Raw genomic sequence first — 15501 nt, forward strand, 5'->3', positions numbered from 1 at the left:
CGTCGCCGGAGCGGCGCGCGTAGGCGGTGGCTCCGGCGCCGCCCTGCTTGACCACCAGCACCTCCGGCTCGGGCAGCGCTGCCCGGATCGCCGCCGGGCCGCGCAGCCCCCAGACCGCCTCGGCCTCGTCCTCGCCGACGAAGACGAGGTCGCTGTCGCGGGCGAGGCCGAGCAGCACGGCGGGGCCCTGTTCGGCGTCGTCCTGCCGCTGCCAGAGCGAGACCCGGTAGTTGAGGTCGAAGGAGACGAGGGGGCGGCCGGGGGCGCGGGCGGTCAGCTCGCGCATCAGCGTGCGGCAGTCGGCGGAGAGGGCCGGGGTGATCCCGGTCAGATGGAGCACCCGGCCGGACCAGGCCCGCTCCCGGGGGATGAGCGCGGGGGACATGGCCGCGGCGGCGGATCCGGCCCGGTAGTAGACCACTTCGGCGAGCGGCTCGGACGGCTCGGACGGCTCGGACGGCTCGGACGGCTCGGACGATTCGGACGACCCCGCGGCGCCGTTCCCGTAGGCGGCGCCGTTCCCGTAGGCGGCGCCGTTCCCGTAGGCGGCGCCGTTCCCGTAGGCGGCGCCGTTCCCGTAGGCGGCGCCGTTCCCGTAGGCGGCGCCGTTCCCGTAGGCGGCGCCGTTCCCGTAGGCGGCGCCGTTCCCGTAGGCGGCGCCGTTCCCGTAGGCGGCGCCGTTCCCGTAGGCGGCGCCGTTCCCGTAGGCGGCGCCGTTCCCGTAGGCGGCGCCGTTCCCGTAGGCGGCGCCGTTCCCGTAGGCGGCGCCGTTCCCGTAGGCGGCGCCGTTCCCGTAGGCGGCGCCGTTCCCGTAGGCGGCGCCGTTCCCGTAGGCGGCGCCGTTCCCGTAGGCGGCGCCGTTCCCGTAGGCGGCGCCGTTCCCGTAGGCGGCGCCGTTCCCGTAGGCGGCGCCGTTCCCGTAGGCGGCGCCGTTCCCGTAGGCGGCGCCGTTCCCGTAGGCGGCGCCGTTCCCGTAGGCGGCGCCGTTCCCGTAGGCGGCGCCGTTCCCGTAGGCGGCGCCGTTCCCGTAGGCGGCGCCGTTCCCGTAGGCGGCGCCGTTCCCGTAGGCGGCGCCGTTCCCGTAGGCGGCGCCGTTCCCGTAGGCGGCGCCGTTCCCGTAGGCGGCGCCGTTCCCGTAGGCGGCGCCGTTCCCGTAGGCGGCGCCGTTCCCGTAGGCGGCGCCGTTCCCGTAGGCGGCGCCGTTCCCGTAGGCGGCGCCGTTCCCGTAGGCGGCGCCGTTCCCGTCGGCGGGTCCGGACCCGTCCACCGCCTCCGGCCCGTCCACCGCCGCCGACCCGACGGCGCGCTCGCCCGCCGTACGGAAGTAGATGCCGGTGGGGCGGTGCGGATCGCGCTGGACGTAGGCCGTGTCCACGCCGGTGGCCGCGATCTCCCGTACGAGGTGCTCGCCGAAGCCGTCCGTACCCACCCGGCTGATCCAGCGCACGCGGTGCCCGGCGCGGGCCAGGCCACAGGCGACATTGGACTCGGCGCCGCCGATGCCCCGGGCGAAGGAGGGGACGTCCGCCAGCCGGCCCGGACGGGACGGCACGAAGGTCACCATCGACTCGCCGAGGCAGACGACGTCTACGTCACCAGCGACGTCGTCGACGCCATCAGCAACACCATCGGCGGCCTCGACGCTGGGGAGAGGGGACACGGTTGGTCTCGCTCCTCGTGGATGGAGGATGGGGGGTCAGCCACACACCGTTGACCCGGTGCTGGGCGGGATGTTAGACAGCGCTCAGCGATATGCGCAATGAACGTTGCAGAGATTGCAACCGAAACACGTAATGGAGGCGCCTCCATGGCCACCGACCACAGCGACCAGGCCGTCGCCGCTCTCACGGCTCTCGCGCGGGAACGCGTGGACCACCGCTTCAAGGGGCTGCCTCCGAGCGCCGAGGGCCTTACGGTCGGCGAGCTGGCCGCCGAGCGGCGCTCCCTGTTCACCGGCGGCTTCACCACGCCCGTACTGGCCCTGTCGGCCGAGGCGCTGGAGCACAATCTGGTGGCGATGGAGCGCTACTCCGCCGCCCATGGCCTCGCCTTCGCCCCGCACGGCAAGACCTCCATGGCCCCCCAGCTCTTCGAGCGCCAGCTCGCCCACGGGGCCTGGGGCATCACCGCGGCCGTCCCCACCCAGGTGCGGGCCTACCGGGCCTTCGGCATCCAGCGGATCTTCCTCGCCAACGAGGTCGTCGACGCCACCGCCCTGCACTGGCTCGCGGCCGAACTCGACGCCGACCCCGATTTCCACTTCATCGCCTACGTCGACTCCGTGCGCGGCGTCGAGCTGATGGACGCGGCCCTGCGGGAGGCGGGCGCGCGGCGCCCGGTCGATGTGGTGGTCGAGCTGGGCGGCGGCGAGGGAGCCCGCACCGGGGTCCGTACGGAGGCGGAGTGCCGGGCGGTCGCCGACGCGGTCGGGGCCACCGGGACCCTGCGGCTGGTGGGCATGGCCGGCTACGAGGCCGAGGTGCCGAAGGCGGACGGCGAGCGAGTGCGGGCGTGGCTGCGCCGGCTCACCGCGCTGACGGCGGAGTTCGACGCGGCGGGCCGCTTCGAGGGCGTGGACGAGGTGGTCGTCAGCGCGGGCGGCAGCGCGTGGTTCGACGCGGTCGCGGATGTCCTCGCGGAGCTGCCCACGCTGTCCCGGCCGGTGCTGAAGCTGCTGCGCTCGGGCGCGTACGTCTCCCACGACGACGGCCAATACCGGAACCTCACCCCCTTCAACCGCATCCCGGAGGAGGGCGAGCTGCACCCGGCCTTCCGCCTGTGGGCCCAGGTCGTCTCCCGCCCCGAGCCCGGCCAGGCGTTCCTGAACGCGGGCAAGCGGGACGCGGCGTACGACCTCCACCTGCCCGAACCGCAGCTCATCCGCTCCGCCCGCGACGGCGCCACCCGCCCCGCCACGGGCCTGTCCATCACGGCCCTCTCCGACCAGCACGCCTGGGTCAGGATCGCGGACGGCGCCGAGCTGGAGGTCGGCGACTGGGTGGCCCTGGGGCTCTCGCATCCGTGCACCAGCTTCGACAAGTGGCAGCTCATTCCGGTGGCGGAGGCGGACGGCACGGTCACGGACTACATCCGTACCTTCTTCTGATCCCTCCGGGACCCCTCCGGGACTCCGCACCACTCCGCGCACAGGGAGACGCACCCCATGGACCTGGTCATCCGCGACGCACGCGTCATCGACGGCACCGGTGGTGCCGCCTACCGGGCCGACGTGGCCGTGGAGGGCGGCCGGATCGCCGCCGTCGTCCGTGAGGACGGCGGCGGGCCGCGCCCCACCGCCCGCCGCACGGTGGACGCGGACGGCCTCGTCCTCTCCCCCGGCTTCATCGACATGCACGCGCACAGCGATCTGGCGCTGCTGCGCGACCCCGACCACTCGGCGAAGGCCGCGCAAGGGGTGACCCTCGAAGTCATCGGCCAGGACGGCCTTTCCTACGCCCCCGTGGACGACGAGACCCTCGCCCAGATCCGTACCGCCATCACCGGCTGGAACGGCGACGGTTCCGACATCGACTTCACCTGGCGCACCGTCGGCGAGTTCCTGGACCGGCTCGACCACGGCTTCGGCGGCCAGGGCATCGCGGTCAACGCCGCCTACCTCATCCCCCAGGGCACCGTCCGGATGCTCGCGGTCGGCTGGGAGGACCGCGACGCGAGCCCGGCGGAGGTCGCCCGGATGAAGGAGCTGGTCGCGGAGGGGCTTCAGCAGGGCGCCGTCGGCCTCTCCTCCGGCCTCACCTACACCCCCGGGATGTACGCCTCCGACGCCGAACTCACCGAGCTGTGCCGGGTCGTGGCCGCCTACGACGGCTACTACTGCCCGCACCACCGCTCCTACGGCGCCGGTGCCCTGCGCGCGTACGAGGAGATGGTGGCCCTCACCCGCGAGGCCGGCTGCGCGCTCCACCTCGCCCACGCCACCATGAACTTCGGCCTCAACAAGGGCCGCGCCCCCGAACTCCTCACCCTCCTCGACACCGCCCTCGCCGACGGCGCCGACATCACCCTGGACACCTACCCCTACCTCCCCGGCTGCACCACGCTGGCCGCGATGATGCCGAGCTGGGCGGCCGAGGGCGGCCCCGACGCGGCGCTCGCCCGGCTGCGCGACGACGCCACCGCCGAGCGCATCCGCCACGTGATGGAGGTGGAAGGGGCGGACGGCTGCCACGGCGTACCGATGGACTGGGACACGATCGAGATCTCCGGTGTGAACGACCCGTCCCTCACCGGCTACGTCGGCCGGACCATCGCCGCGAGCGCCCGCGAACACGGCGAGGCCCCCTGGACCACCGCCCGCCGCCTCCTCCTGGACGACCACCTCGGCCCGACGATCCTCCAGCACGTCGGGCACGAGGAGAACGTCCAGGCGATCATGAAGCACCCGGTCCACACGGGCGGCAGCGACGGCATCCTCCAGGGCGCCAAGCCCCACCCCCGCGCATACGGCACCTTCCCGCAGTACCTCGGTCGCTACGTCCGCGAGCTGGGCGTCCTCACCCTGGAGGAGTGCGTCGCCCACCTCACCTCCCGCCCCGCGGCCCGCCTCCGCCTCCCCGACCGCGGCCGGATCCACCAGGGTTACCGCGCCGACCTCGTCCTCTTCGACCCGGACACGGTGGCCGCGGGCTCGACCTTCGACACCCCCCGCACCCTGCCGACCGGCATCCCCCACGTCCTCATCGACGGCCGCTTCGTCATCGAGGACGGGCGGCGGACGGACGTCCTCGCGGGGCGTTCGATACGGCGCGCCTAGCTAGGCTCTCCGCAGCCGGACAACGCCTTTGGGGGGCAGGATGACGCGGATCGGGAAGATGCGGCTCGGTGACGGAACGGCGATGCGGGTCGAGGTCGACGGGCCGGAAGACAGCGGGATCGACCGGGTGGGCCGAGCCGCCGACGTCATGAGCGGCTCCGCCGAGACTCTCCAGGAGGCCCTGACTCATATCCGGCCCGCGCTGGAAGCGGTCGCCCGGAGCGTACGCGACATGGTGCAACAACCGGACACCGTGAGCGTCGAGTTCGGCATCAAGCTCTCCGCGGAGGCGGGGGTCGTGGTGGCCAAGGCGGCCAGTGAGGCCAATTTCGCCGTGCGTCTGGAATGGAGCACCCGCGGCCAGGAATGATGGCCCACATGGGAGTCCCTTGGGGCGACAGGCCGCTGGAATCCGGTGCGGCCAGGCTGTGGGGTGGCGGGGGTGTGGCGGGGGCGGGTTTCCTGATCGCCCCCGACCTTGTGTGTACCTGCGCGCATGTGGTCGCCGACGCGCTGGGGCTGCCCAGAGACCTGGCTCGGGCGCCCGAAGGCACCGTTCGTGTCGAATTCCCGCTTTTGCGCGAAGCGGACGGGACGATCCCCGAGGCCCTCGCCGAGGTCGTCTCCTGGCAGCCGGTGCAGCGGGATGACAGCGGCGATGTGGCGCTGCTGCGGCTGGATCGCACGGTATCGAACGCGCGGCCGGTGCCACTGGTCGACGGGTCGGCGGTGTGGGGACACACCTTCCGGGTGTACGGCTTCCCGGAGGGCGCCGCGCACGGAGTGTGGGCTTCCGGGACGCTGCGGGCCACCCAGGGCGCCGGCTGGCTACAGATGGACGCCGGGCCCGACGGCGGTTCGCGGATCGGGGCGGGCTTCAGCGGTTCGGCGGTATGGGACGACGCCCAGGGCGGCGTCGTCGGTATGACCGTTGCCGCCGGGCGCGGCGGACTGGCGGGGACCGCGTATCTGGTGCCGTCCGCGGCGCTGGTGGACGAGGAGGTGCTGCGGCCGAGGTGCCCGTTCCGCGGGCTGGCGGTGTTCGGGGAAGAGGACGCGGAGTTCTTCCACGGGCGGCAGGACGACGCCGAACGGCTGGCGCAGGCGGTCGGAACGCGTCCGCTCACCGTCTTGACCGGGCCGTCCGGATGCGGGAAGTCCTCTCTGGTCCGGGCCGGGCTGCTGCCCGCGTTACGGGCGCGTGGCACGACCGTGTCCGTGCTGCGGCCGGTGCAGGGCGTACGGCCTTGGACGGCGCTGGCGCAGGCGGTGGTGCCGGTGCTGGAGCCGGCGGCCGGGGAGGTCGAGCGGCTGCGCAAGAGCGAGGAGCTGGTCGGGCTCCTGGGCGACGGGGCGGGTGACGGGAGAACGCGAGAGGTGGCCGCCGGGCTGCGGGCCGCGCTGGAGCGGCGGAGCGGGAGCGGCGGACACCTGATCTTCGTCGACCAGATGGAGGAGTACGCGGCCGCCGACCCGGTCGCGGCGCGTGAGCTGCTCACCCTGCTGGCAGCGGTCGCGGGAGCGCCGGACGAGGGAACCGGGAGCGGTACGCGGGTGGTGGCCACCGCGCGCCCCGGGTCGCTCGACGTCCTGGTGACCCCTGAGACCTCCGGCGCCCTCAGCGACGCCGTGATCTTCCTCGCCGCGCTCTCCGCCAAGGGTTTGCGCCAGGCCGTCACCGGGCCGGTCGACGCCACATCGGGGCTGTGGCTGGAACCCGGTCTGGCGGAGCGGATCGTCGAGGACGCGGCGGGCGAGCCGGGCCGGATGCCGCTGACGGAGTTCGCGCTGACCCAGTTGTGGGAGCGCCGCGAGCGGTCCATGCTCACCCACGCCGCGTACCAGGAACTGGGCGGCGTCGCCGGGGCTCTGGTCGGATACGCCGAAGACGCCTTCCGCGCACACGTCCCCGCCTCCGAGGAGCCCGCGGCCCGGCGGCTGTTCGTCCAACTGGCCCGCCCGGACGACCGGGGCGGTTTCACGCGTCGCCCCACCCCGGTCGCCGACCTCGACACCGCCGCGGTGGCGGTCGCACGCCGGCTCGCACCGGGGAAGCTGGTCATCTTCGGCCGTACCTCCGAGGGCACCGAGATCGTCGACCTCGCTCATGAGGCACTCACCAGGCTGTGGCCCCGGTTGCGCGACTGGCTGGAGGACAGCCGGGAGTTCCGGGGCTGGCAGGAGCAGTTGCGGCGCGACCTGGCCCGGTGGGAGGCCCGGAGCGAAGAAGCGGGCGGGCTGTTGCGCGGGCGGCTGCTCGCCGAGGCGGAAGACTGGCTGAAGCGCAGACCCGAGGACATCACCTCCGGCGAGCGTGCGTACATCCAGGCCGGACGGCGGCACCGGCGGCGCGGCGTACGGGCGTGGCAGGCCACTGTCGCGGCACTCGCCGCACTGCTGATGACGGCGTCAACACTGGCCGTGGTCGCCGTGCAGAATCGACGGGAGACCGAGGCCAAACTGCGGACGCTCGCCTCCCGGACGCTCGCCGACGCCTCCGACAAGCAGTCCGAACGCACCCCCGGCACGGCGGTGCAACTGGCACTGGCCGCCTGGCACACCGAGCACACGCCGCAGGCCCGGGCGGCGCTGCTCCGCCAGTACGTGCGCGGGCAGTACCTGCGGGGCAGCTATCGGGGCCTGTGGCGGGGCCGGGCGCAGAAGCTGGACGCCACGCCGGACGGGCGCACCATGGTGGTGCGGTCCAAACCGTCCGGCGTCGGCCCGCAGCAGGTGGCCGTGGTGACCGGAGTGCCGGAGGGAAAACCGCGCCATTACGCGCTGCGTGGTGTGCCCGAGGGCGATACGCGCAGTGCCGTCAGCCCGGACGGTCGGCACTACGCGATAGCCACACCTGAGGGCGGCGTACTGCTGTGGAAGCTGGACGGCACCAGTCGCGGGCCCCGGGTGCTGGCGCGTGGCGTGGCGGGCGAGCGCAACGTCAACAGTGCGCGCCTGGACTTCAGCGCGGACAGCCGCCGCCTGCTGCGGCTGCTCACGTTCAGCAGGCCACTGCCGGAGGACGACGGCCGCGAGGGGCTCCTGGGGGCATGGGACACGGGCAGCGGCCGATCACTGCCCATGGCGGACGAAGTGATCCCGCGCGGTGTCGTCTTGAACGATGCGGCGTTCGGGGTGGACCCTGACACCGTGCTGTTGCTGCCCTGGCTCCGGGGCGACAACAGGGAGGTGGTGGTGCGCGATCTGCGTACCGGAAGACCCGTGCGGAAGATTTCACGCCGTACCAAGAGCGGGTCGTTGTCGTTCGGCGGCGGTGGAGCCTACGCCATCGAGTCGGACTCCTCGTCACGGTCATATCTCCATGACCTGGCCACGGGGTCGAGCGCGCGGCTCCCCGGCGGCTCCATAACGCCGGATGCCACCGGTGGGTACCTGTTCGATACCGAGGAGGTCGAGAAGGGCGGTTACAGCGAGATCGCGCTGACCCGGCCGGCCACGGGCGAGACCTACCGGACACGGGTACCGGTGGGCAGCGAGCCGGAGGATCTGATCGCCGTCGTATCGCGCGGGGGCGGCGGGGTGAGGGTGCTGGCTCCGGTCGGCGACACTCTGATGGTGGCCGAGGCACACCGCGAAGTCGCCCGGGAGTCCGATAAGTCGGATACACCCGTCGCGCTGTCGTCCGACGGGCGGCGCCTGGCGCGGGTATCCCACGGTCGGCTGGAGGTGATGGACCTGGTGAGCGGCGACCGCCGCACCGCCGCACTTCCCCGTACCCGCCGTAACCGGGATTGGCAGGTGACGTGGACCGCGCGGTCCACGCGGCTCGTGCTGTGGGAGCCGAACGGTACGGAGTTGTCCACCTACGCCGCTCGTGACCTGGCCGACCGAGTGGATGTGCGGCTGGACATGGGACCCGACACCGACAAGCGATTGGGAACCGTGGACGCGGTCGAGCCGCTGTACGGCGGGGATGTCGCCGTGCTGACGGCGGGCGGCGCCCTGCTGCGGGTGGACCCGGAACGCGGCGTGCAGATCGGACCGCCGCTGTGGGCCGACCGCACCCCCCTGGACTCCGGCAATCCGTTCGCGGGGATCGGTCGGATCCGTGCCCGTCCCGGCCATCCGGACCAGGTCGCGGTGGCGGCCCGGAATGACGCCGAGCGGGGCAGGGTGGAGCTGTGGGACATCCGGGCCCGCAAGCGGACGGGCGTACTGTCCGGCGATCGGATCAGCAGGGTCTACTCGGATTTCGGCGGCTCCAGCATGGTCTTCTCGCCGGATGGCGAGGAGTTGGTGGTGCAGCAGTACGACGGCTTTCTGCGCCGCTTCGGGGTTGCCGAGCAACGTGCCAAAGGCCCGCGGATAGCGGTCGACAGTACCGGTGACGTGGTCGGGGTTACCGACGAGGGCACAGTGGTCACGTTCTCGTACGCGACCGATCTCGAGTTGTGGGAACCCGCCACCGCTGACCGGGTCGGCGTGATTCGGATACCGGGCGTCAACTACGCGGCGGTCGTCCGGGGCAGCCGGCTGACATTGGCAGGCGACAACTGGCTCCAGTCCTTCGACCTGCGTCCCGACACCTGGTTCACGGACCTGTGCAAAGGCGCGGGCCGTGACTACACCAATGAGGAACGGAAACACCAGTTGCCGCCGGGAACGCCTTCGGAGCCTCCGTGCACCGGCACCGGCCCGTGAGCCATCGGGTGGTGGAGTGCGCGGAATGGCCGCGCACCCTGGTCACCCCTCGGCCGACAGCCTCTCGACCGCGGCTCGCGAAGAGCCGAAGCCTTCGGCGATCAGTCGCACCGACCGCACAGATTCCCACGCCGCACGGCGGCCCGGGCCCCGACCACCCCCGGCACCGGCACCCACCGCCCCCGATGCGCCCGCCGCGGCGGCGGACCGTACGGCGACTGCCAGGCCGGCCGATCGCGCCGTACGACGATCGGGGCGAGCCTGGTGGTGCCTCCGCACCCGGCGCACCGCGCGAGGGACCAGGCGTTGATCGGGAGCCAGATGGGCATGACAGCCCAGTTCTTGGACATGGAGTCAACCGCTTCCAGTGAGAAGACCACAGCGAAAAGCAGCACGCCGCACCTGCGCGACGCGCGACGGATCAGCGCTTGGGGGATCTCACTTGGTGTACAACGGCACGTCCTTGACAGCGCGGCTATGGGCGAGACCACGCTAACGGCGCACGGGAGCGCGGCTCCACCGCTTTTCGGGCGGATGGGCGGATGGCGATGCGGGGCGGCGGACGCCCACACCCCCTCGGCGCCCGGTGACCACCTCGGGCCGGTTCACAGTGCGGCTTTGTACCGGTTCACAGTGTGACCACGATTTTGCCGTGAACATGCCTCTCGGCCTGCGTCGTCACGGCTTCGCGAATCCGCTCGACCGGGAAGGTCGCCGCGATCGGCACGGTGATCTCGCCGGAATGGATCGCGTCGGCGATCCGTTCCAGGGCGCCCGGACCCGCGTCGAGGGCGCCCGTCTTGCGCACACCGGGCGGCGGGGCGGGGCCGTCGGCCACGACGGAGATCCGCTCGGGTGCCACGCCGAGCTTGAGCGCGGTCTCGGCCGCCTCCCTTCCGAACAGGTCGGTCGCGGCGGTGATCCCCTCGGGCGCCAGGGCCCGCACCCGGTCCGCCAGGCCAGGGCCGTACGCCACGGGTTCGGCGCCGAGCCCGCGCAGGAATCCGAACGTGCCCTCGGAGGCGGTGCCGAGCACCCGGGCACCCGCGAGCTTCGCGAGCTGCACGGCGAAGATGCCCACACCACCCGCCGCCCCACCGATCAGGACGGTGTCCCCGGTGCGGAGCCCGATCGCGGCGAGCGCGGCGGCGGCCGTCAGACCGGACACCGGAAGCGTGCCCGCCACCTCGTCGCCGATGCCCTCCGGGGTGCGCCATAGCGTTGCCGCGGGCGTCTTGACCAGCACGAAATCGGCGACGGACCGGCCAATCGCGGCCCCGAACACCCGGTCGCCGGTCGCGAATCCCGTGGCTTCGGCGCCCACCTCGTCCACCACTCCGGCGAAGTCGCTGCCGAACCCGGCCGGCAAGGTGATGCCGAACCGCGCCGCCATGTCGGGCTGTGTGGTGATTTGCCAGTCCATCGGATTCAGCCCGGCGGCCGTGACCCGGACGCGAACCTCGTCCGGTGCGGCGTGCGGCTCGGGTATCTCCTGAAGTTCGAGTACTTCGGGACCGCCAAATCGCCGGTAACGGACAGCTTTGCTCATCGGTGATCTCTCCCGGCCAGTGATGGGACTTGGTCTTATCGACCGTACACCAGTGATGGGACGAAGTCCCGTACACTGCTCCCATGGCTCGCTGGCAACCCGACGCACCCGGACGACTCGCCGCCGCCGCCCTCGACCTCTTCGAGGAGCGCGGCTACGAGAACACGACCGTGATCGAGATCGCGGAGCGCGCGGGGCTCACCAAGAGCACGTTCTTCCGGTACTTCTCGGACAAGCGCGAGGTGCTCTTCGGCGGGGGCACGGTGACCGGTCTGCTCATCGAAGGGATCGCCTCGGCGCCGCCGGCGGCCGGGCCGCTCGACGCGGTGGCGGACGCCCTCGATGCGCTCGGCCGGACGTTCTTCACCGCCGACCGCCGCGAGTTCAGCGGCCGGCGCCAGGCCGTGCTGAACGCCAATGCGGAACTGCGTGAACGCGAAGCCCTGAAAAGGATCGACCTCGCCGCCTCGATGATCGAGGCCCTCAACCGCCGCGGAGTCCCGGGTCTGACCGCCCGCGTGGCCGCGAAACTGGGCATGCTCGTCTGGGAGATCGCCTACGACCAGTGGATCGACACCGGCAACAGCGAGGGCTTCGGCCCGCTGGCACGGCAGGCGCTCGCCGACGTACGCGCGGCCAAAGCCGTGCGCTAGCCGGAGCGATCGGGCGGCTTTCCGCCGCTAACGGCCGTGTTAGCGGGGTGTTAGCGGAGCGGCAGGCTTGCGGTAGCGGCCCCGGCCAGAGTGGGTGACGTACCGAGGACAACGTCACCGACCGCCCCTGGGGGGACCCGGCATGAACGCCAACACCACTGTCCGCAGCACTCGTCGCCGCACCATTCGCATCGCCGCCGCGGCCCTGATCGCAGCCGCCAGCCTCAGCCTGACCGCCTGCAACAACGACACGGAAGACACCGGCACGAAGAAGCCCGCGGCCTCCGCCGAGTCCAGCACCGGGGGCTCCTCCTCCGGAGCGCAGGGTTCCGACGCCAAGACGGGCACCAAGACGGGCGATACGGGCAAGGCGCCATCTTCCACCGGCGGCCAGAAGTTGGCGGACGGCAGCACGGCCAAGATCGACAAGCTCGGCACCCAGCACTACCGCCTCAAGATCATCAACGACGGTGCCGTCCTCGCCACGCTGGAGGCGAACCAGAGCGACGCCGGGCTCGACGCCAACGGCATGTACGTCGTGCTCACGCTGGGCGGCGAGGTCCACTCCTGGATGGGCGGCGAGCACAGCGGACCGGGCACCTTCAAGCTCGCGGGCGGCTGGAAGGCCAAGGTCACGAAGGTCGGCGACGCCCACTTCCGCGCGGACATCATCGGCAACGAGGGCTCGGTGGACGGCACGCTGGAGGCGAACGGGCACGACGACGGGATGGTCGCCAACGGCGTGTACATCGTGCTCAGCGCGGGCGGTGTGATCAGCGCCCACCAGTAAGCACCTGCCCGACCGCGGCGGTGGAGTTGCCTTGAGGCGGCTCCACCGCCGCGGCGTTTGTTCGCCAGGTCCCCGTTCCGCCCCGGCGTTCAGCCTTCCAGCTCCGCCGTCACCAAGCGGCGCAGGTGGCGGCGGGCGTCGGCCACGGTCAGGGCGGGTGCCTGGCGCAGGCGGCGCAGGGCCAGGCCGTCGGCCAGGGCGGAGAAACGGAGGGCGAAGTCGGCCGGGTCGTCGCAGACGAAGTCGCCCTCGTCCCGGCCCCGTTCGACCAGGGCCCGGATCTCGCCGTGCCATGCCTCGTAGCGCTCGGCCTGGCCACGGGCGAAGGACTCGTCGCGTTCGCCCGCGTTCCAGTAGTCGAACCACATCCGCCAGTGCTGGTCCGTGTCGTCCGTGAAAAGCGCGTCGATGAGCAGCCGCAGCCCTTGTGCGCCGCTGGTGGCCTTCGCGGCGGCCTCGCTCAACGCGGCGTAGTAGCGCTCGATGTGCAGCACCATCGCCTCGGAGAGGACTTCCTGCACGCTCTCGAAGTGGTACGTGACCGTGCCGACCGAGACCTCGGCCGCGGCCGCCACCTCGCGCACCCCGACCCCCTTGGTGCCGCGCTCCGCGATCAGCGGAACGGCGGCCTCCACGATGAGGCGGCGGCGCACCTCGGTGGGCTGCCGGGTGCGGCGGGAGGCGTCGACGGCGCGGCGCGGGGGGCGGCGCTCGGCGGGGGACGTCACGCGGATGTCCTCGGCGTGGTGTGGTGCCATGCGCGCGTGGCCACTGTCTCTCCGTTCGCCCGTGCCTCGATGCTGCTGTCCATGATGAATTCCTCCGCCGTGGCACGCAGTTCCACGGCGGTGACGATCTCCGCGTCCCAGGCCCCGCGCCGCAGCCGGATGGTCCACCGAGAGCTTGCCACGGCCGAGAGCGGATCGTCGGAGCGGATGCGGTACGTCTCGCGGGCGCTCTCCTCGTAGCGGAGTCCGTCGGGATAGGTGCGCGAGCCGCCGTAGTTCGGGTCCACGTCCAGCACCCATTCGTCCGTCGCCACATCGTGGGTGACGGTCCGCTCGGGGCGCGGTCCGGCGGGCGGGTCGACGGTCACGGCGAGCGGCACGGCCTGCTCGGGCTCCTCGAAGACGATGGGCGGGCGGCCCGCGTCGGCGCCCGGATCCCGTACGGGCAGCAGCAGGGCGCTGTCCCCGGGCCGTACGGTCAGCCGGCCGCGCTCGCCGTGCGGCCAGACCCACGGCCAGTACGCGTCGGAGACGGCGACCCTGATGCGGTGGCCGGGCGGAAAGGCGTAGCCGGTGGCGTTCAGCTCGAACTCCACGTCCTCCTCGCGCCCTGGCCGCCACTCCACGGCCTTGTCCCGTCCCTTCCGCGACAGGAGGTTGAGCACCCCACGGGTGACGAGGGTGGACGAGCCGTCGGGCGCCACATCGCAGACGCGGGCGATGACGTGGGCGCGCGGGGTGGCGCTGTCGAGGCGTAGCCGTACGCGGGGACGGCCCAGGATCTCGACCCTTCCGGTGAGCGGCGCCGAGTCGAAGCAGACCGAACGGCCGTCCTCCGCGCGCTGGTCGGGCGGCAGATCGGTGGCGTTGCCGAAGGGGAAGAAGCGGCCCGCGTCCAGCCCGGTGTGCAGCGGCGAGCGGACGATCACCGGCTCGTCGGCGGGGCCGCCGAGGGGGCGTTCGTCCCAGGTGAGCGACGGCGACGGCCAGGCGTCCTCGCCGACCCAGCGGCCGGGCATGGTGTCGTACGAGGTGGCGGGCGGTACCGGGTCGTTGATCCAGGCGCGCAGCGGCGGCTCGTCCAGCACGCCGGTCGGCTCGTCCTTGAGCCAGTGGTCCCACCAGCGCAGCGTCTCCTGGAGGAAGCCGATCGCCGGGCCCGGCGGCAGCCCCCGGTCCGGGTACTGGTGCGACCAGGGGCCGATGAGCCCGCGCACGGGCGCGTCGAGGTGCTCCAGCAGGCGCAGCACGGTGTCCCGGTACGGATCGGCCCAGCCGCCGACCGCCAGCACGGCGGCCTCGATCGCGCCGTAGTCCTCGCAGACGCTGCCGTGCCGCCAGTAGTCGTCCCGCTCCTGGTGGGCGAGCCAGGTGTGCAGATACGGCTCGAGCGCGTCGAGCCGTTCCCGCCACATGGGCAGCCAGCGGTCCTCGCCGACGGAGGTGGGGTGCGGGGGGCGGGCGGTGAACGCCAGCATCGTCCCGGCCCAGGCGAGCATGTCGATGCCGAGGACGGCGCCGCCGGTGTAGTGGACGTCGTTGTCGTAACGGTCGTCGGTGGAGCAGACGGTGACGATCGCCTTCAGCGGGGCGGGGCGCAGGGCGGCGATCTGGAGGGAGTTGAACCCGCCCCAGGAGATCCCGAACATCCCCACCTTGCCGGTGCACCAGGGCTGCGCCGCGAGCCAGTTGACGACGTCCACGCCGTCGGCCAGCTCGGTCGCGGTGTACTCGTCGAGCATCACGCCCTCGGAGTCGCCGCTGCCGCGCAGATCGACTCGTACGGAGGCGTAGCCGTGCCCGGCGTACCAGGGGTGGCGCTGGGCGTCGCGGGGCGCGGTCCAGTCGCTCTTGCGGTACGGGAGGTATTCGAGGAGGGCGGGGACGGGGGCGGTTTCGGCGTCTGTCGGGCGCCAGATGCGGGCGTGCAGCCGCGTTTGCCCGTCCCGGGTGGGGATCCATACGTCCTCGGCCCGCACATTGCGGTCGAACGTCTCGCGGTACCTCAACGCTGCTCCCTACGTGGTGGGTTGTCTGCGGGGCGGGTGCGCTTGTGGGTGGGTGCGCCCGCGGCGGCAAGCCCCCACCCCGCCCCTTCCCGAAACCAGGGCTCCGCCCCGGGCCCCGCTCCTCAATCGCCGGAGGGGCTTACAGGTTGTGGGCAATCGTTCCTCCCCCAGCTACCGCTGGGAGGTGCCCCCCGGCGGAACGGGTGGGCACAACCCACCCACCGGCCCGCACCCGGCGGCGATACCTCAAGGGCACCCCGCCCGGGGGCCGGGGCGGGCCCCGGTACCGGGAAGGGGCGGGGTGGGGGCTAGCCATCCGCCGGCCGCCACCTGCGT

Annotated in this window: 9 protein-coding genes and 2 pseudogenes; 6 read left to right on the plus strand and 5 right to left on the minus strand. The window is 72.6% G+C overall.

From position 1 onward, the window contains the following. Both KN815_RS23330 and KN815_RS23335 read right to left on the minus strand, forming a co-directional pair. Nucleotides 1-430: pseudogene (locus KN815_RS23330) on the minus strand (PfkB family carbohydrate kinase); the annotation flags it as partial. 852 nt (nucleotides 431-1282) lie between these two features. Next, a pseudogene (locus KN815_RS23335) lies at nucleotides 1283-1564 on the minus strand (PfkB family carbohydrate kinase); the annotation flags it as partial. Nucleotides 1565-1807: 243 nt separating this feature from the next. Here KN815_RS23335 and KN815_RS23340 point away from each other — a divergent pair. From KN815_RS23340 to KN815_RS23355, 4 genes are read left to right on the plus strand one after another with little or no spacing between them, the layout of a single operon-like run. After that, on the plus strand, nucleotides 1808-3106 hold the full coding sequence (locus tag KN815_RS23340; protein ID WP_216343891.1) for an amino acid deaminase: 1299 nt from the start codon (nucleotides 1808-1810) through the stop codon (nucleotides 3104-3106). Between the two features lie 57 nt (nucleotides 3107-3163). After that, entirely contained in the window at nucleotides 3164-4774 is a 1611-nt protein-coding gene (locus tag KN815_RS23345; RefSeq protein WP_216343892.1) for an N-acyl-D-amino-acid deacylase family protein, read from the plus strand. Between the two features lie 40 nt (nucleotides 4775-4814). Continuing rightward, complete coding sequence (locus tag KN815_RS23350; RefSeq protein ID WP_216343893.1) at nucleotides 4815-5144, plus strand: CU044_2847 family protein; 330 nt, start codon at nucleotides 4815-4817, stop codon at nucleotides 5142-5144. 8 nt (nucleotides 5145-5152) lie between these two features. Next, nucleotides 5153-9436, plus strand: a complete 4284-nt coding sequence (locus KN815_RS23355) for a serine protease (protein ID WP_216343894.1) — start codon at nucleotides 5153-5155, stop codon at nucleotides 9434-9436. Between the two features lie 628 nt (nucleotides 9437-10064). Here the strand turns inward: KN815_RS23355 and KN815_RS23360 are convergent. Beyond that, the gene (locus tag KN815_RS23360) at nucleotides 10065-10985 is read right to left on the minus strand and encodes an NADP-dependent oxidoreductase (protein ID WP_216343895.1); all 921 of its coding nucleotides are present in this window, start codon (nucleotides 10983-10985) and stop codon (nucleotides 10065-10067) included. Nucleotides 10986-11068: 83 nt separating this feature from the next. Here KN815_RS23360 and KN815_RS23365 point away from each other — a divergent pair, with 83 nt between their 5' ends. Next, the gene (locus tag KN815_RS23365) at nucleotides 11069-11638 is read left to right on the plus strand and encodes a TetR/AcrR family transcriptional regulator (RefSeq protein ID WP_216343896.1); all 570 of its coding nucleotides are present in this window, start codon (nucleotides 11069-11071) and stop codon (nucleotides 11636-11638) included. Between the two features lie 142 nt (nucleotides 11639-11780). Beyond that, complete coding sequence (locus KN815_RS23370; protein ID WP_216343897.1) at nucleotides 11781-12428, plus strand: hypothetical protein; 648 nt, start codon at nucleotides 11781-11783, stop codon at nucleotides 12426-12428. A gap of 89 nt (nucleotides 12429-12517) precedes the next feature. Here KN815_RS23370 and KN815_RS23375 read toward each other — a convergent pair whose 3' ends face one another. Together KN815_RS23375 and KN815_RS23380 are read right to left on the minus strand one after the other, a co-directional pair. Beyond that, nucleotides 12518-13156 carry a TetR/AcrR family transcriptional regulator gene (locus tag KN815_RS23375; protein WP_253209180.1) on the minus strand — a complete coding sequence of 213 codons (639 nt, stop codon included), beginning with the start codon at nucleotides 13154-13156 and terminating at the stop codon, nucleotides 12518-12520. After that, nucleotides 13153-15165: a CocE/NonD family hydrolase gene (locus tag KN815_RS23380; protein ID WP_216343899.1), complete on the minus strand. Its 2013-nt coding sequence runs from the start codon at nucleotides 15163-15165 to the stop codon at nucleotides 13153-13155. The genes KN815_RS23375 and KN815_RS23380 overlap by 4 nt, the downstream gene beginning before the upstream one ends. Nucleotides 15166-15501 lie beyond the last annotated feature (336 nt).

It is taken from the genome of Streptomyces niphimycinicus (assembly GCF_018883605.1).
Classification (GTDB): domain Bacteria; phylum Actinomycetota; class Actinomycetes; order Streptomycetales; family Streptomycetaceae; genus Streptomyces; species Streptomyces niphimycinicus.

What these genes read in the sequence shown, in the direction of transcription:
- KN815_RS23360 (WP_216343895.1), bottom strand. Translation starts at nt 10,985, where the DNA reads ATGAGCAAAGCTGTCCGTTACCGGCGATTTGGCGGTCCCGAAGTACTC.
- KN815_RS23355 (WP_216343894.1), top strand. Translation starts at nt 5,153, where the DNA reads ATGGGAGTCCCTTGGGGCGACAGGCCGCTGGAATCCGGTGCGGCCAGG.
- KN815_RS23340 (WP_216343891.1), top strand. Translation starts at nt 1,808, where the DNA reads ATGGCCACCGACCACAGCGACCAGGCCGTCGCCGCTCTCACGGCTCTC.
- KN815_RS23370 (WP_216343897.1), top strand. Translation starts at nt 11,781, where the DNA reads ATGAACGCCAACACCACTGTCCGCAGCACTCGTCGCCGCACCATTCGC.
- KN815_RS23350 (WP_216343893.1), top strand. Translation starts at nt 4,815, where the DNA reads ATGACGCGGATCGGGAAGATGCGGCTCGGTGACGGAACGGCGATGCGG.
- KN815_RS23365 (WP_216343896.1), top strand. Translation starts at nt 11,069, where the DNA reads ATGGCTCGCTGGCAACCCGACGCACCCGGACGACTCGCCGCCGCCGCC.
- KN815_RS23345 (WP_216343892.1), top strand. Translation starts at nt 3,164, where the DNA reads ATGGACCTGGTCATCCGCGACGCACGCGTCATCGACGGCACCGGTGGT.